Origin of the sequence: uncultured Aquitalea sp., assembly GCF_945957525.1 — a bacterium.
Classification (GTDB): domain Bacteria; phylum Pseudomonadota; class Gammaproteobacteria; order Burkholderiales; family Chromobacteriaceae; genus Aquitalea.
This window is the reverse complement of the sequence record NZ_CAMFLA010000007.1, coordinates 91,534-106,133: the sequence shown is the minus strand read 5'-3', so window position 1 is coordinate 106,133 and position 14,600 is coordinate 91,534. Positions and strand designations below refer to the sequence as shown.

18 protein-coding genes are annotated in these 14,600 nt (G+C 63.6%); 6 read left to right on the top strand and 12 right to left on the bottom strand.

Features of this window, described 5'->3' with window-relative positions:
• Positions 1-12: 12 nt before the first annotated feature.
• The 4 genes from Q0P52_RS08545 to Q0P52_RS08530 are packed head-to-tail and all read right to left on the bottom strand — an operon-like array spanning position 13 to position 2,704.
• Positions 13-1,149, bottom strand: a complete 1,137-nt coding sequence (locus Q0P52_RS08545) for an SLC13 family permease (protein ID WP_293760654.1) — start codon at positions 1,147-1,149, stop codon at positions 13-15.
• A gap of 9 nt (positions 1,150-1,158) precedes the next feature.
• Positions 1,159-1,458 carry a superinfection immunity protein gene (locus Q0P52_RS08540; protein WP_293760651.1) on the bottom strand — a complete coding sequence of 100 codons (300 nt, stop codon included), beginning with the start codon at positions 1,456-1,458 and terminating at the stop codon, positions 1,159-1,161.
• 32 nt (positions 1,459-1,490) lie between these two features.
• The gene (locus tag Q0P52_RS08535) at positions 1,491-2,117 is read right to left on the bottom strand and encodes a LysE family translocator (protein WP_293760649.1); all 627 of its coding nucleotides are present in this window, start codon (positions 2,115-2,117) and stop codon (positions 1,491-1,493) included.
• Positions 2,114-2,704 (bottom strand): uracil-DNA glycosylase family protein, encoded by a 591-nt coding sequence (locus Q0P52_RS08530; RefSeq protein WP_293760647.1) that lies wholly within the window; start codon positions 2,702-2,704, stop codon positions 2,114-2,116. Before Q0P52_RS08530 ends, Q0P52_RS08535 begins: the two co-directional genes overlap by 4 nt.
• 324 nt (positions 2,705-3,028) lie before the next feature.
• Between Q0P52_RS08530 and Q0P52_RS08525 the strand changes: the two genes are divergently transcribed.
• Positions 3,029-4,519, top strand: coding sequence for a C69 family dipeptidase (locus tag Q0P52_RS08525; RefSeq protein WP_293760645.1), 1,491 nt, complete (start codon positions 3,029-3,031; stop codon positions 4,517-4,519).
• 97 nt (positions 4,520-4,616) lie between these two features.
• Here the strand turns inward: Q0P52_RS08525 and Q0P52_RS08520 are convergent, their stop codons facing one another.
• Positions 4,617-5,510, bottom strand: coding sequence for a DMT family transporter (locus Q0P52_RS08520; RefSeq protein ID WP_293760642.1), 894 nt, complete (start codon positions 5,508-5,510; stop codon positions 4,617-4,619).
• Between the two features lie 79 nt (positions 5,511-5,589).
• Between Q0P52_RS08520 and Q0P52_RS08515 the strand changes: the two genes are divergently transcribed.
• Complete coding sequence (locus Q0P52_RS08515; RefSeq protein WP_293760639.1) at positions 5,590-6,165, top strand: XRE family transcriptional regulator; 576 nt, start codon at positions 5,590-5,592, stop codon at positions 6,163-6,165.
• A 52-nt stretch (positions 6,166-6,217) separates the two neighbouring features.
• On the opposite strand, the gene Q0P52_RS08510 is transcribed toward Q0P52_RS08515, so the two are convergent.
• The 3 genes from Q0P52_RS08510 to Q0P52_RS08500 form a co-directional block, all read right to left on the bottom strand.
• Positions 6,218-6,607, bottom strand: a complete 390-nt coding sequence (locus Q0P52_RS08510; RefSeq protein ID WP_293760636.1) for a VOC family protein — start codon at positions 6,605-6,607, stop codon at positions 6,218-6,220.
• Between the two features lie 65 nt (positions 6,608-6,672).
• The gene (locus Q0P52_RS08505) at positions 6,673-7,215 is read right to left on the bottom strand and encodes a DUF2059 domain-containing protein (protein WP_293760633.1); all 543 of its coding nucleotides are present in this window, start codon (positions 7,213-7,215) and stop codon (positions 6,673-6,675) included.
• A gap of 235 nt (positions 7,216-7,450) precedes the next feature.
• On the bottom strand, positions 7,451-8,023 hold the full coding sequence (locus Q0P52_RS08500; RefSeq protein WP_293760631.1) for an alpha/beta hydrolase: 573 nt from the start codon (positions 8,021-8,023) through the stop codon (positions 7,451-7,453).
• Between the two features lie 98 nt (positions 8,024-8,121).
• On the opposite strand from Q0P52_RS08500, the gene Q0P52_RS08495 reads away from it, so the two are divergent.
• From Q0P52_RS08495 to Q0P52_RS08485, 3 genes are all read left to right on the top strand, one after another.
• On the top strand, positions 8,122-8,877 hold the full coding sequence (locus Q0P52_RS08495; RefSeq protein WP_293760628.1) for an alpha/beta fold hydrolase: 756 nt from the start codon (positions 8,122-8,124) through the stop codon (positions 8,875-8,877).
• On the top strand, positions 8,874-9,674 hold the full coding sequence (locus Q0P52_RS08490) for an AraC family transcriptional regulator (protein WP_293813699.1): 801 nt from the start codon (positions 8,874-8,876) through the stop codon (positions 9,672-9,674). Before Q0P52_RS08495 ends, Q0P52_RS08490 begins: the two co-directional genes overlap by 4 nt.
• 236 nt (positions 9,675-9,910) lie before the next feature.
• Positions 9,911-10,528 carry a LysE family translocator gene (locus Q0P52_RS08485; protein ID WP_293760622.1) on the top strand — a complete coding sequence of 206 codons (618 nt, stop codon included), beginning with the start codon at positions 9,911-9,913 and terminating at the stop codon, positions 10,526-10,528.
• 83 nt (positions 10,529-10,611) lie between these two features.
• Here the strand turns inward: Q0P52_RS08485 and Q0P52_RS08480 are convergent, their stop codons facing one another.
• Positions 10,612-11,538, bottom strand: coding sequence for a DUF4928 family protein (locus Q0P52_RS08480; RefSeq protein ID WP_293760619.1), 927 nt, complete (start codon positions 11,536-11,538; stop codon positions 10,612-10,614).
• Complete coding sequence (locus Q0P52_RS08475; protein WP_293760616.1) at positions 11,528-12,685, bottom strand: DNA cytosine methyltransferase; 1,158 nt, start codon at positions 12,683-12,685, stop codon at positions 11,528-11,530. The genes Q0P52_RS08480 and Q0P52_RS08475 overlap by 11 nt, the downstream gene beginning before the upstream one ends.
• Before the next feature lie 121 nt (positions 12,686-12,806).
• Between Q0P52_RS08475 and Q0P52_RS08470 the strand changes: the two genes are divergently transcribed.
• Positions 12,807-13,208 (top strand): very short patch repair endonuclease, encoded by a 402-nt coding sequence (locus Q0P52_RS08470; protein WP_293760613.1) that lies wholly within the window; start codon positions 12,807-12,809, stop codon positions 13,206-13,208.
• Between the two features lie 155 nt (positions 13,209-13,363).
• Here Q0P52_RS08470 and Q0P52_RS08465 read toward each other — a convergent pair whose 3' ends face one another.
• The gene (locus tag Q0P52_RS08465; protein WP_293760610.1) at positions 13,364-13,678 is read right to left on the bottom strand and encodes a hypothetical protein; all 315 of its coding nucleotides are present in this window, start codon (positions 13,676-13,678) and stop codon (positions 13,364-13,366) included.
• Positions 13,679-14,087: 409 nt separating this feature from the next.
• Positions 14,088-14,594, bottom strand: a complete 507-nt coding sequence (locus tag Q0P52_RS08460; RefSeq protein WP_293760607.1) for a hypothetical protein — start codon at positions 14,592-14,594, stop codon at positions 14,088-14,090.
• Between the last annotated feature and the right edge of the window lie 6 nt (positions 14,595-14,600).

The following is a 14,600-nucleotide window of genomic DNA, read 5'->3' as shown; positions in this document are numbered from 1 at the left end:
GCGTCGGCTTTTTTATGTGGTGAGTTGCGCCAGCCACCAGCCGGCAAAACCGGCCAGCGCCAGCGCTGGCAGCGACCAGTAATGAAAGCGCCGGGTCAGGCCGGGTTCGGCCGCCATGCGCAGGGCGATGAGATTAGCCAGCGAACCCAGCGCAAAGCCGAAGCCGCCGGCGTTGACGGCATAAGCCAGCAGACGCAAATCGCCGGCGCGATCCACCAGCAGCATGGTGGCCGGCACATTGCTGATCACTTGCGAGCCCAGCAGCCCCGCCAGATACAGCCCGGCCGGGCCGGAGGCGGGCAGGGCCGCCAGAGCTTCACGCAATAGCGGCAGCGATGCCAGCAAGTGGATATCCACGAACATCAGCAGAAAGACGGCAATCAAACTCCAGTCTACCGCCAGCAGCACGGCGCGCCGGGTCAGCAGCAAGACCAGCGCCAGCCCCAGCAGGCCGGCCCCGGCGTGGCCGCTGTCCACCGTCAGCAGAAACAGCCCGTAGAGCGCCAGCGCGCGGGCCAGCAAACCGCCGTGATAGCCGCCGGCCTGCCCGGATACGTGGGGCGCGATGCGCTGATCGGGAAAGGCGAAGCAGGCGGCAATCAGCAAGGCGGCGAAGCAGCCCAGCGCCAGCGGGGCCATCTGCAGGGTGAAGGCGGCGAAGGAAAGGCCGCTTTTTTGCCACAGCAGGATGTTTTGCGGATTGCCGATGGGCGTCAGCAGCGAGCCGGCGTTGACCGCCAACGCCTCGAAGATGACCAGTCGTCCCACGGGCAGGCCCGGCACGCCGGCAAGGCCCAGCGTCAGCGGCACCACCACGAACAAGGCGACATCGTTGGTGAGCACGGTGGACAGCGCGGCGGCGGCGCTGATCAAAAACAGCGCCAGCGCGCGTTCATGCCGCAGGCGGTTGAGGATTTGCCGGCCGAGGTGATCCAGATAGCCGCTTTGTTGCACGCACTGGGTCAGCAGCAGCAAGCCGGACAAGGTGGCCAGCGTGGGCCAGTCCACCGCGCCGCGCAAGGCGCGCGCCGGCGGCGGGGCCTGCCACCACAACAGGGGCAAAAACAGGAGCAGCGCGTGCAGCAGACGGTCGCGCGCGAAGGGCCGCCACAGGGCGCGGCAGCCTTCGGCAAACGTGGAAAGGGGCATGCGGCGGAGTCAGTGCTGCTCGCGCAGGTCGTCGCGCTTCAAGGCCATGCCCATGGCGATGATCCATGGCAGGATCAGCCAGCCGCCCAGCACATTAATCAGCACCACCAGTTTGAGTCGCGGCGTTTTCACCAGCGCGGCGGTGAAGCTGGGAATCAGGTAGGCGCCGGTCATGATGACTGCGTCGCCGATATAGATGGCAATGTCGACAAAACCCGGCTGGCCGGCAAAGGTGCCGTACACCCACAGCAGGCAGCTGAGCCCCAGCAGGCCAAAGGCCAGCAGCTTGATCAGTTCGAGTACTTTCATGGCGCGACAGGAGGGGGAAAACGCAAGGGTAATCAGCTTTGCCGCGCCTTGGCAAACCCGACGGACAAGCCGGCTGCAATGAAAGCCAGGCCCGCGCCCACGTTCAGGCCGGCAATCAGGCGGGGCCGAGACGTCAGCCAGCGCGAAAGCAGGCTGGCGGACAGTCCCATGGCGGCGAAGCCCAGCGTGGTGAGCAGGGCGAACCAGCCGCCCAGCAACAGCATTTGCATGCCTACGTTGGCAGACGCTGGCGGGATGAACTGCGGCACGAAGGCCATGATGAAAATCCCCACCTTGGGATTCAGGCTGCCGGACAGAAAGCCGCTCTTGAACACGTGCCACAAGGGGAGCGGCTGCAGTTGGCCGAAGCGCACCAGCGAGCGGTGACGAATGGCCTGCACGCCCAGCCACAGCAGATAGGCCGCGCCAATCAGTTTCACCACCATGAAGGCGGCGGCGGAGGCCATCAGCAAGGCAGTCAGGCCCAGCGCGGCGGCGCTGACATGGGTAAAGATGGCCGCGCCGGAGGCCAGCGCCGACACGGCGGCGGCCTGCTTGCCTTGCGACAGGCCGCGGGCGATGGCCAGCAAGTTATCCGGGCCCGGCGCCGCCACCAGGGCGAGGCAGGTCAGTGTGTACAGTGCAAAAGCGTGGCTCATGCCGCAGGGTCCTCCATCAGCCGCGCCACTTCAGCACGCAGCGCGGGCAGCAAATCGGTTTCAAACCAGGGGTGCCGACGCAACCACAGTTGGTTACGCGGGCTAGGGTGCGGCAAGGGCGCCGGCCGGGGCCAGTACGCACGCCAGTTGCCGACGGCCTCGCTCACGCTGCCGCTGCCGGGCAGATGCCAGCGCAGGGCGTATTGTCCGATCACCAGCGTCATGCGTACGGCGGGCAGCGCGTCCAGCAACGCAGCTCGCCACCTCGGCGCGCACTCCGGTCGCGGCGGCAAATCACCGGCGCGACCACTGCCCGGATAGCAAAAGCCCATGGGCAGAGTCGCCACCCGGCGCGGGTTGTAGAAGGTCTCTTCATCCAGCCCAAGCCAGTCGCGAAGCCTGTCGCCGCTGGCGTCGGCAAACGGCTTGCCGGCAGCGTGCGCCTTGCGTCCCGGCGCCTGGCCGGCAATCAGCAGGCGTGCGTCCGGATGGCATTGCAGCACCGGGCGCGGGGCTTCGGGCAACAGGGCTTCACAATGGCGGCAGGCGAGCACGTCGGCCAGCAGGCGATCAAATGGCGGATTCATGGCGCGGCAAGACTCAAGAGCGGCTAACAAACACCTGATGCAGCGTTGCGCCCCCGCCAGAGCACTGATTCTTGTCGGCGGAGGGAAAGCGCGGGGCGGCATCAGCCCGTCGGCGCATGAGGCGCGGCTGCCGATGGGTAGTCCGTATTTATGCCGAGAAAAGTCTGAAATAACAAGTGCTTGATACTGAAAAGTGAAAGTTTGAATATCAGGATGTTTTCATATTATTGACGGGGGTCAAGCTGGCGTCATGGCAGACAGTGCATGTTGGCTGCGGCAAGACTAGCATTTCATTCCAGTTATCTTGCCAATCTGGAGAGCATCATGTCGCAGTTTTCACGACTTACCGCTATTTCCTTTGCCGCGCTGGCACTGCTGGGCAGCGACCTCGCCCAAGCCTGCTCCTCGCTGATCGTGGGCAGCAAAGCTTCCGCCGACGGCTCGGTTATCATTGCCCGCAACGAAGACTATTACATCAACAACTGGAACAAGCGGCTGGTGCTGCATCCGGCGCGGGTGGCGGACAAAGACGAAACCCTTAGCTTCAAGAACGGGCTCAAGGTGCCGGCGCCGGCCAACTTCCTGCGCTATAGCGGCCTGATGGACTGGAATGGCGATACCGCCGGCGGCGATGGGCTGTATGAAGAGCGCGGCGTGAACGAACGCAATGTGGCGGTATCCGCCACCAACAGCGCCGAGGTGAACGAGCGCGCCAAGAAGGCCGACCCGCTGGTGGACAGCGGCGTGGTGGAAGCGGTGATTCCTTCGTTGTTGCTGCCGCAAGCCCGCGATGCGCGCGAAGCGGTGACGCTGCTGGCCGCTTACATCGACCGTTTCGGCGCGGGCGAGGGCAACGGCGTGCTGATCGCCGATACCAAGGAAGCCTGGTATATGGAAATCGGCTCCGGCCATCATTATCTGGCCTACCGCGTGCCGCAGGACGGCTACATCATGGTGGCCAACGGTCTGCGCCTGCATGATATCGATCTGGATGACAGCGCCAATGTGATCGCCAGCCCCGGTCTGGCGGATTTTGTCGCCAAACACGGCCTGCTGGACAAGGTGGATCGTCACCGCTTCAACTTCGCCAAAGCCTTTGGCGTGGTGGGCGATCGCTACAATGTGGACCGTGAATGGCTGGGCCAGCACCTGCTCAACCCCGCTACGGCGCAAAAGATTCGCCAGCAGCAGTATCCGCTGGTGATGAAGCCCGAAAAGGCCATCGGTGTGGCGGACGCCGCCCGTGTGCTGCGAGCCCGATTTGACGGCACGCCGCTGGCCTCGGTGAAGGATGCCGACCGGCCTATGGGCGTGGATCGCACCATCGAAACCCATATCATCCAGTTGCGCGCCGACATGCCGGCGGAGCTGGGCGCGCTGACTTGGCAGTCCTTCGGCAGCCCGGCGGGCGCGCTGTTCGTGCCCCTGTACGAGGGCGCGCTCAAGGACGTGCCGCAGCCGATGCGCGCCGGTTCGGCCAACTACGACACCACCTCCGCCTACTGGGCATTCCGCGCCAACGCCACGCTGGCGCAAACCCAGCCGGCCAAGTACGGCCCCTTGCTCAAGGCCTGGCAAGGCAAGCTGGAAGCGCGCCTCGTCACCCAGCAGCCGGCAGTGGATGCCATGCTGCGCTCGCTCTACGCCAGCTCTCCGGAGGCTGCGCTGGCCTTCGCCAACCAATGGAGCAACGGCAATATGCTGTGGGCGGTGCAGTCCGCGCATGATCTGAACAGCACCCTGATGACCGACATCACCAAATCCACCGAGAAGAAGTACAGCCCGGCGGAGCTGGAGAAAATCAAGGCGCTGTAAGCGCTGCGCCGTATCTGATTCGCGTGATGCGGCGGAAACGCCAGCAAAGAAAAAGCCCGCAGACGCGGGCTTTTTCCATGTGGCTGGCATGCGGTTGTCAGTCAGACGCGCCGCCCAGCTCGCTGATCAGCACGCTGGCCACGATCAGCGCCGCGCCCGTGATGGCCATCGCACTGAGATTTTCGCCGGCCAGCGCGCCCACCAGCCCGGCCCAGACCGGCTCCATGGCGTAGATGATGGTGGCGCGGGTGGCCGGCACGGTTTTCTGCGCCCAATTCATGGCGATCTGGATCAGCGCGGTAGCCAGCCCCAGCCCCAAGAGACTGATCAGCAGCACCGGGTTCCACTGCGGTGCGGCCTCGCCGCTCAGTTGCGATCCCAGCCCGGCCAGCAAGGACACGGTGAACAACTGCACCACCGCTACCCGGCGCGCCTCCACGCCATTGGCGAAGCGGCTGATCAGGCTGATCTCCAGCGCAATGGCCGCCGCGCCGGCAATGGTCAGCCATTCGCCCTTGCCCAGCGTCAGTGTCATGCCGCGCGGGTCGGACAGCAGGGTAAGGCCGACAAAGGCCACGGCGATGCCGAGCCAGGCGGCAAGTTTGGGATGGCGACGGAACAGCAGCAGCTGGATCAAGGGCACCAGCGGCACATACAGCCCGGTGAGAAAGGCGGATTTGCTGCTGGGGATGTATTGCAGGCCGATGGTTTGCAGACTGTAACTGCCAAACAGCACACAGCCCACCAGCGCGCCGGTGAGCAGCTCGCGGCGGGTGAGGCCGGCCAGTTGTCGCCAGCCGTAGAGCGCGGCGATCAGCGCCGCCGCGCCGAAGCGCAGCGCTACGAAAGTGAGCGGGCCGGCCCATTGCAAGGCGTGCTGCACGGTCAGGAAGGTAAAGCCCCAGATCATGGTGATGCCGATCAGCACCAAGTCCGGCAAGCGGGAAGAGTGGCCGCCCTGTGGCGGTGCGGCGCTAAGCGTGGTGTTCATGGCGGGTGCGATTGTCAGGTAGGGGTGTGAGCAATATAATGCACATGTCAATCATGGCGCAATATATTGCACAAACTCTATGAGCAACGGCACGCTGTCTGTCATCCAGCACGTATCGACCAATATCCGGCAGGCTCGGGTGGCCAAGGGCTGGAGTCAGGAAAAACTGGCCGAGCTGGCCGGCGTCAGCCGGCGCATGCTGGTCAACATCGAAGCAGGAGAAAACAACGCCAGCATCGCCACGGTGGACAAGCTGGCCGGCGCGCTGGGGCTGACGTTTGCCGAAGCGGTGCGCCCGCCGATGCCCGTGCCGGAACTGGCCCTGCCGCTGCGCATCTGGAAGGGCGCGCATACGGACAGTCACGCCAGTCTGATGGAAACCATCCCCCGCCCCGGCATGGTGTTCGAGCTGTGGCACTGGCAGCTGGGCCCGGGCGATGGTTATCGCGCGGAGCCGGACGCGCCGGGTTGTCACGAGATGCTGTATGTCTATCGGGGCACGCTGGAAGTGGTGTTGCCGGACCGCCGCGCGATGCTGGCGGCCGGTCAGGCGTTGTCTTTCGCTTCCGACATCCCTTACGACTACCTCAATGCCGGCGACGACACGGTCGCCTTCACCAAAAGCATCATCATGGTGCCCTTGCCGCAGCCATGAAAAACGGCCCCGAAGGGGGCCGTTTGATTCAGGCGGTGCAGCCGGGCAGCGCTTAGAGCGGGGTGCACAATTCCAGCAGCAGGCCGAATGGCGTGCGCAGGTAAGACACCGTCTGGCCCCAAGGTTTTTGCGCGGGGGCCTGCAGTTCGGCGGCGCCGTGCTGCAAACAGCGCTGATGAGTGGCGGCCAGGTCGTCGCAGACCAGCGCCAGTTCCATGCCCAGCGGCAGCGCGGAGGCATCCATGCGCACATAGCCGGCGGGCAGGTTGTCGCGGCCCAGCGAATGCGCGGCGAAGGCGATCACGGCGTCGCCGCTTTCCAGTTCGCCATAGTCGCCGGTTTCCACCAGCAGCCGTCGTTTGAAGGCGAAAGCCTGTTCAAAAAACGTCAGCGCGGCTTCCACATTGTCCACATAGCTGATCAGATAGCCCAACTTCACCATGCCCTCGACTCCCTGTTGGCCTGCGCAGCGCACCGCGCAAGGCTAAGCGTCAAACAACGGCAGCCTTACTTGGCGGAAACGCTTTTGCCGTATTTCTCGGCGGCGGTGCGCATTTTGGGCAGCAGGGTTTTTTCCGCGCTGGCCAGCATGTTCTTGGCGATGTTGTCGATGACACCCGGTTGTTCCTTGATCATCTTCTGGCCAGCCGGCGTCTTGTAGAAGGCGGCGATCTGCTTCAGTTCGTCGGCGCTGAACTTGGCGCTGTAAGACTTGGCCACTTCGTCTTCAAACTGCTTTTTCACGGCGGCGGAGTTGAAGTAGTCCACGGCGGACTTGTGTACGCCTTCGGCATACGTCTTGAAGCCGTCCTGGGCTTTCTTCTGCTGTTCCGGCGACAGGTTGATCTTGTTCTTGACGAAGTATTCCTGCAGCAGCGGGCCGGCGGAGGCGGTGGTGCGCTGCGCCAGATCTGTGGGCATGTTGTTCAGACCGATGGTCTGGGCCAGCTCCTTGGCGGCGGCGTCCTGAGCGGCGTCGGCGTGGGCCAGCATCGGCATGGACAGGGCGGCGACGGCGAGGCCGGCGGCAAGTTGGCGTACGGCAAACATGGGCGTTTCCTTATGGAAAGACAAGACGGATGCGGCAGTGTGACATTCCAGCCGCCGATGGTCAAAAGCGGATGGAGTTGTCATCCGGCCGCAAGGTTCCCGTCATATCGTTGTCAGCCGCTGTGCAAATCGGGCCGCGCAGCAAGGTCAAGACGTAGAAAACGCCAGCAAAATGCACAGGCCGCAGTGCTTTCCCGGCTGAGTTTCTTCCTGGGCGCACAAGCTCCTATGGCGTTCAGGCCGCCAGCTGGCGATGCAGCGCGGCGCGCCGGTTTACCGCTTCCAGCAGGGCAAAGCCGTCTTCCCATTGGTGATGGCCGGAATCCACATTGATGTGGCCGGCGCCCGGCAGCCAGCGGATGGGGCAGCCCCAGTAACCGGCCAGCCGCGCCGAGCGCGGTGGTTGGCAGAAGGGGTCGGTGTCGCTGGCGGCCACCAGCGCCGGAAACGGCAGGGGCAGGCGCGGCAAGGGCGCAAAGGGCATCAGTTCGCGCGGGACGAAGGCGCGTTCCACATCGGCCGGGGCCACCAGCAAGGCGCCGGCAATGCGGCGCGGGTGGCGCAGGGCGTAATGGGCGGTGGCGATGCAGCCCAGGCTATGGGCAATGACAATGGCCGGGCGGCGGGCCTGATCCAGCGCGCGATCCAGCCCGTGCAGCCAGTCTTCCAGCTGCGGGGTTTCCCAGTTATCGTTTTGCACCCGGATGGCGTTCAGCTTGTCGGCCCAATGGCTTTGCCAGTGCGTGGGGCCGGAATTGCGCCAGCCGGGTTGGATGATGTAATCGAAATCTTCAGACAGTCTCGTCATCGGGCTGTCTCCTTGCTATGTTGTTGATCTCATTATTGCTTGCTGCTTTTATTGCGCAAAGTAATAAAAATTTGTTTTCTTATTCCATATAGTATTCCATGCACTATTTCGACACCGGCCACGGCGGCCTGCGCTATCACGACTGGCCCGGACAGGGCGTTCCGCTATTGTTTGTGCCTGGCCTAGGCTGCGCCGGTTCCGCCGACTGGGCGGGCGTCGCCGCGCATCCGGCGCTGGCCGGCCATCGGCGGCTGGTCGTGGACTTGCTTGGCAGCGGTTTCAGCGACAAGCCGGCGGATTTTCCCTACAGCATCAGCGCCCATGCGCGCACCCTGCATGATCTGCTGCAGGCATTGGCGCTGCCGGCGGTCCGGCTGGTGGGCCACAGCATGGGCGGGGCGGTGGCCATCGAGCTGGCGGGCCTGCTGGGCGAGCGCGCCAGCGCGCTAACGCTGCTGGAACCCAATCTTGATGCTGGCGGCGGTGTGTTCAGCCGCGCCGTGGCGGCACAGAGCGAAGCGCGGTTTGCCGAAACCGGCCAGCGCCGCATGGCGGCCATGGCGGCGAAAGAGGGCAGCAAGCTGTGGGCCGGCACGCTGGCCAGCTGCGCGCCGCAGGCCGTGCACCGCGCCGCGGTGTCGCTGGTGACCGGTGCGCAGCCGTCCTGGCGGGAACAACTGCTGGTGCTGCGTCTGCCGCGCTGTGTGGTCTTCGGCCAACGTTCGCTGCCGGATGAGGACTTGCACCGCCTGCCGCCCCTTGGCGTGGCGGTAGCCGTATTGCCGGACGCCGGCCACGCCATGAGCGAAGACAATCCGGACGAGTTGGCCCGTTTGCTGGCGAGGCTGGCGTGAGACCGTCCGTGCATCGCTTCTTGCGCGATCCGGCGCTGCCCTTCGTGGAATATCGCCAGGCCCGCGACAGCCGCGCCTGTTACCACCCGCATTCACATCCGGCGCTGTCCGTCGGGCTGGTGGACGGCGGCGCGTCCGAACTGACGCTGGAAAACTTGCCGCCGCAAGCGCTGGGGGCCGGCGATGTGGTGGTGATCCCGCCGGGGCGGGTGCACCGCTGCAACCCCCGGCCCGGCAGTGGCTGGAGCTACCGCATGCTCTATCTGCGCGACGACTGGTTTGGCGCGCTGGCGCAAGAAAGCCCCGCCTTGCGCGCCGATGCGTTTCCCTTGTGGCGGGCCGATCCGGCCCTGTACGCCGCCGTTGACGTCATGCTGCGCGCCAGTTTGAGCGAGGCCGAGCCGGACGCACGCGAGCAGCAACTGCTCGCCCTGCTGTCGTTGTTGGCGCAGGAGCAGGGCCTGCCGCAGCGCGAACCCGCGCCCGACTGGCTGCAGGCGCTATGCAACGCCATACGGAAAGATTGCGCCAGCCCCTGGCCGTTGCCCGAGCTGGCCCGCCGCGCCGGTGTCAGCCGTTTCCACCTCATCCGCCAGTTTCAGCGCCATCAGGGTCAGACCCCGCATGCCTATCTGCTGGACTGCCGCATCAACATTGCCCGTCAGCGGCTGCGCCAACCAGTCACGTTGGCCGAACTGGCGCTGGAGCTGGGTTTCAGCGACCAAAGCCACTTCCAGCGCGCATTCCGTCAGCGCGTGGCCGCCACCCCCGAGCAGTACCGCAGCCGGGCGGATTGAACCATCCTGCCCGTTCGTGGCCGGTGACGACAGCAAAGGCGCGCACGAGCCGCTGATGTCGCCCTTGCCGCTTGCCGCGCGCAGACGACTGCAAGCGTTTCCGAGCACTTTTCTCCAATACGCCGCCGCGCCGCGGTCGCATGCTGCCGCCATCTTCTCTGGTGTCGACAACCCGCGCGCATCGCCCTTGGGCGGCGCGCAGCAAGGGGTGTCGACGTTTCGTTAAAGGAATGGCGATGCTTGAATTGTTCTTGTTGGTGGCTGGGGCGCATTTTCTTGCGCTGTTGAGTCCCGGCCCGGATTTCTTCCTGCTGGTGCGACAGTCGCTGGCGGCCGGCCGTCGGCGCGGATATCTCACGGCGCTGGGCATTGCGGCGGCCAACGGCGTGTACATCCTCATGGCGCTGGCCGGCTTGCAGGGCCTGGCTAGACACGCGGGTTTCAGCCGATGGCTGCTGGTGTCGGGGGCCGTCTATCTGGCCTGGCTAGGCTGGGCGTTCTGGCGCGCCGCGGCGGCCCCGGCCTCATTGGCTGACAGTGCCGCTGCATCAAGCCATGAGCGCAACGCCTGGCTGGCCGGCTTTCTCTCCGGCGCGCTCAACCCCAAGAACGCCTTGTTTTACGCCACCTTGTTTGGCTTGCTCTGCGCGCGCGGCATGGCCTTGGCTTGGCAGGCCGCCTGCGGGGCGTGGATGTTGCTGGCGGTGTTGCTATGGGATGGTTTGGTGGCGTGGGCGGCCGGTCACCCGACAGTCATGCGGCGCTTTGCCGCGCAACTGGGCCGTTTGCACCGCGCGGCGGCAGTGTTCATGTGGCTGGCCTCGGGCAGCCTGGCGTGGCAATGGCTGGCGTAAGAGGGTTTCGGCCAACCTTCCGCCGACCAAAAGCCCCCGCGCCGCATGGCCGGGGGCTTATTCCATGAGGGAGTTATACCTGCTTAATCTACGGCAATTTTCAAGCTGGCGTCGGTCTCGCAACGGTCCACAATGGCGTTGTAAGTCTCGGCTAGTTTGTCAAACGTAGGTTTGCGTCGCATTGCCTGAAAGCCGCTCAATTCATAGATATTGGCGGCGATGAATTGCTCCGCGTCCAGTACGTCCAACCGATCGGCAATACCCTGAATTTCCGCCAAAGACTCCGCCGCCGGCACGCTGCGATAGGTGGTGACGATTAAAGGGCGCAAGCCGGCTTGCAAGTTTGCCGCGCACTTGCGCATCAAGGCTTCGCTCGGCGCGGTGGTCACATGCACCACAACATCCTCAATGACGAAATCGCCGCTGCGGTCGCTAACGGCGTCCGCAACGGAAAAACCATTCATGGCGATGCTGGTCTCCGGCAGGGCCAACGTAAGTTTGGCCCCGACCAGATGCTGAAGCACCGCGCCGGCGTACATCGTGCCGGGATTGTCCTTTTGCCGTTTTTCCGCTTGCTGCAGCAGATCGCGGATGATGCCGCGAAAAGACTTGCTGGTGTCGTACTTCAGTTTGAATGGTTTAGCGGCGAAGAAGTCGCGGATGCGCTCCACCCACCATGCTTCGATTTTGCTTAAATCGGCCAAACCCTTCGCATGAATATCGTTGAGAAAGGCGACGTAATCCTGCATGTTGCCCAAGCTGCCGCGGCTGGTTCTTCCGCATTCTTCGGCCAACACCCGCGTTTCGCCGTATTCCGCAAGAATGGCTTGCACGGCTCTTTTGCTCAGGCCATTGATCTGCCCCTGCTTGCTCGTTAGCAATAAAGAGGGATCAAGCGGTAAGCCGAGCGTTCTCGCCTTCCTGGAGACGTACAACATAGTTGCCAACTGGCCTTTGGACTTTAGCCGCTTGTCTTTTTGATAATGACGCAGGCTTTGTTCAAGAGTCATCGCGATGCAGCGCCTTTGCGAGAGGGGACAGAAGATGCTTTGCCAGATACGCGGCCACAGGAGCGGCGACCGCGTCGCCCATCGCCATATAGCCGTCGTTGTAAGTGCCCGGCAATTGGAAAGAGTCCGGAGCGCCCATCAAGCGTGCGGTTTCTCTTACCGTCAGCAATCGGGTGGACAGCGTCCCATTGCGCTTGAGCACTAAAAACTGACGGCTGCTGCCCCCTTTTGGGGTTCGCAAGCAGCCGGCTACGCCGTCGAAGCGCAGTTCTAGCGTTTGTCCGTTGGCGCGCGTGCGTTTGTAGCCGGGCGCTGCGAAAGTATCCAGGGCATCTAGCATGCGACGGTGATGATCGGGAATAAGCGCGATATTGCGCGCTGCGATTTCCGGTGGATCGCAAGGAGCGTCCCATTCGATGATGTCTGCGAGATCCTTTTTGCGCGGCTCGGGTTCAGGCAAGCGCCACCACACCCAGTCGGAAATGCCTTGAGCGGCGTTGACGACGGCTGCGGGATGAGCCCAAGTTGGTCCGGCGGCGGTGAGCTCCGCCGGGATGGGGAAATCCTGATGAAAGGCCACAACGAAAATGCGAGGGCGCGACTGCGGGACCCAACGGACAGCGTCCAGCATCAACGCGCCCACCGCATAACCCCGCTGGCGAAGCTTTTCATGCAGCGCGCGGTAATGCGCGCCGCCTTTGACGGACACTAGGCCCACCACATTTTCAGCGACTAGCAGCGGCGGCGGCTCGATGGCCTCGTCAATAATGCGCAGCCATTGCCAAACCAAGCCGCTGCGCTCCGCGTCAATGCCGGCCGTTTGTCCTGCAAGGGAAAGATCCTGGCAAGGAAAGCTCGCCCAAGACAATGTCGCGCTGGGCAGCATCCCGCCGTAGACATCGGTGATGGATCCCAATTGGAATTTGCCCGGAGCATGATTCGCCGTGTAAACAGCGGCTTTCTTAGCGCTGATGTCGTTGGCCCAAACTACATCGAAATAGGGAGCCAAGGCGTGGGAAACCAGTCCGCTGCCGGCGAAGAACTCATGAAAGGCGGGTTTGCGGCGTTTTGTTCCGACGGGGCTGGCCATGGGGGAGGCGACACTCGGCGAATAGAGCGCCGTATCCGGCTCATTCACGTAGTCCATTCAACCCTCCTTAATAATCAAGCCTCTGCCAATGTCTCGGCCCTCTTGGAAGGCCGGCGCGTATAGTATCACACATCCGTAAAGGCTCCGCCCGAGGCGAAGCCGTCGCCAGAGGGACGCCATGGACACGTTGACGCGGCAGCAGCGAAGCAAGCTCATGTCTCGGGTTCGCAGCAAGAATACCGGGCCGGAGATGAAGGTCCGGCGCTTAGTTTTCTCCATGGGCTTTCGCTACCGCTTGCATGTAGCCAAGCTGCCCGGCAAGCCGGACCTAGTGTTTCGTCGGAAAGCCAAGGTGATTTTTGTACACGGGTGTTTTTGGCATGGGCATGATTGCGGCCGCTGCCGCATACCGAAAACCAGAACAGAATATTGGATGGCCAAAATTAAGAGCAATGTGGAAAGAGACGCGCGAACCCAGTTTGCTTTGCGTGAGGCGGGCTGGTCGGTTCTTATCCTCTGGGAGTGCATGATCAAGGACGAAGACGCGCTGAGGGCGAAGTTGGAGAACTTTTTACAATAGAGTCAGCGACCATGCTCGACCACAACTCTTCGGCCAACCTTCCGCCGACCAAAAGCCCCCGCGCCGCATGGTCGGGGGCTTTTACATGGGGGCGCGCGCTGGGCTTAAGCCAGCTGCAGCTCGTTGCGGGCTTGATCCAGTCCGCCCTGCAGGTGCTAGAGCAGGATGTAGCGGTCGTATTGCTCCAGCCCTGCCACTTCTTTGCTGTCCAGCATGGCCAGCAGCTTGTTCATCAGTTGTGCGCTGTCGTTCATGAGGTAGCGCACTTTCTCCAGCCGCGCATCGAGGATGTGGCAGGCGTGGTGGATCAGCAGGAGGGCCTGCCGGCTTTCTGGCGTCGGGCTTTCGCCCAAGCCGAGCTGCTGCAGGAACAGGGCAAAGCGCGGGTCGGCCAGGCTGTGGGAATCGAGGGGCAGGGACGGGATGGATGGCCACTGGGGGCGCGGTGCATTGCGGGGTGTATCGCTCATGGCAAAACCCTCCTCAGGTGATTCGCCATGCCACATGTCGCCAAGCGGAGGTGGCGGGCGCAAGGGAGGGTTGGCGAACCGGACCTAACAACCGGCATACCCGAGGGTATCCCCACCAAGGCCCGTCATGGATGCTGCGAAGCAATGGTGTAGTCGGACAATACGCAGTCGCAGCTGCGTCAGTCCGTCTTAGGTTCAGGTCGCCAAACCTGATGCCGCTATTGAACGGCACGGGGGGTATCGGCGGGGATGGTCGGGCAGGCAAGAAAAGCGGGTAATGGCTGCCGCGTTCACGCGGGGGGCGGTGGCAGGCTGGAGGCACTGGGCCGCGGCGGCGTGCGGGGGCGGGTTGGGTAGGCGTTTCCCGAGGCGGCCGGGACGCTAGACGGTGGCGGCGGGCACAAGGCCGTTAGCGCTGCGGCGGGAGTTCGGCGCTCGGGTTGTGCTGGCGGACAAAGTCGATGATGGCGTCGAAAAAGTCGGAGGGCTGGTTGCTGAGCGACATCATCCGCTTGTCGAGCAGCTCCACCCATTGCTCGGTTGGCTGCGCGGCGGGGCTGACATAGCCGATGGCGAGTTTGTCCACCATGCCCCGGTAGCTGTTGGCTGCGCGATAAAACTTGATGCGCCGGATGTCCGCCACGGGAATTTCTCGCCAGCGGTGCAGGGTGCCGATGGTGGCGTAGGCCAGTTTCTGCTTGGCGCTGTCCAGCTTGATGCGCTGAAAAGACAGGCTCAGTGCGATGGCGAGTTGTATGGCGCAGAAGCCGGCGACCAACAGACTCAGACCGGGCAAATCGTGGTACTGGCTGCTCAACGGGTCATGATAAATGTCCCAGGATATCCAGCTGGCGAGCACCAGCGTTATCAGCGACAGAAAGCCGGCCAGTCGCAGGCCGGTGCGGAAGCTTTGCATGGGGCG

Coding starts and splice junctions, on each gene's coding strand:
- Q0P52_RS08545 (WP_293760654.1), bottom strand. CDS start 1,149: ATGCCCCTTTCCACGTTTGCCGAAGGCTGCCGCGCCCTGTGGCGGCCC.
- Q0P52_RS08540 (WP_293760651.1), bottom strand. CDS start 1,458: ATGAAAGTACTCGAACTGATCAAGCTGCTGGCCTTTGGCCTGCTGGGG.
- Q0P52_RS08535 (WP_293760649.1), bottom strand. CDS start 2,117: ATGAGCCACGCTTTTGCACTGTACACACTGACCTGCCTCGCCCTGGTG.
- Q0P52_RS08530 (WP_293760647.1), bottom strand. CDS start 2,704: ATGAATCCGCCATTTGATCGCCTGCTGGCCGACGTGCTCGCCTGCCGC.
- Q0P52_RS08525 (WP_293760645.1), top strand. CDS start 3,029: ATGTCGCAGTTTTCACGACTTACCGCTATTTCCTTTGCCGCGCTGGCA.
- Q0P52_RS08520 (WP_293760642.1), bottom strand. CDS start 5,510: ATGAACACCACGCTTAGCGCCGCACCGCCACAGGGCGGCCACTCTTCC.
- Q0P52_RS08515 (WP_293760639.1), top strand. CDS start 5,590: ATGAGCAACGGCACGCTGTCTGTCATCCAGCACGTATCGACCAATATC.
- Q0P52_RS08510 (WP_293760636.1), bottom strand. CDS start 6,607: ATGGTGAAGTTGGGCTATCTGATCAGCTATGTGGACAATGTGGAAGCC.
- Q0P52_RS08505 (WP_293760633.1), bottom strand. CDS start 7,215: ATGTTTGCCGTACGCCAACTTGCCGCCGGCCTCGCCGTCGCCGCCCTG.
- Q0P52_RS08500 (WP_293760631.1), bottom strand. CDS start 8,023: ATGACGAGACTGTCTGAAGATTTCGATTACATCATCCAACCCGGCTGG.
- Q0P52_RS08495 (WP_293760628.1), top strand. CDS start 8,122: ATGCACTATTTCGACACCGGCCACGGCGGCCTGCGCTATCACGACTGG.
- Q0P52_RS08485 (WP_293760622.1), top strand. CDS start 9,911: ATGCTTGAATTGTTCTTGTTGGTGGCTGGGGCGCATTTTCTTGCGCTG.
- Q0P52_RS08480 (WP_293760619.1), bottom strand. CDS start 11,538: ATGACTCTTGAACAAAGCCTGCGTCATTATCAAAAAGACAAGCGGCTA.
- Q0P52_RS08475 (WP_293760616.1), bottom strand. CDS start 12,685: ATGGACTACGTGAATGAGCCGGATACGGCGCTCTATTCGCCGAGTGTC.
- Q0P52_RS08470 (WP_293760613.1), top strand. CDS start 12,807: ATGGACACGTTGACGCGGCAGCAGCGAAGCAAGCTCATGTCTCGGGTT.
- Q0P52_RS08465 (WP_293760610.1), bottom strand. CDS start 13,678: ATGAGCGATACACCCCGCAATGCACCGCGCCCCCAGTGGCCATCCATC.
- Q0P52_RS08460 (WP_293760607.1), bottom strand. CDS start 14,594: ATGCAAAGCTTCCGCACCGGCCTGCGACTGGCCGGCTTTCTGTCGCTG.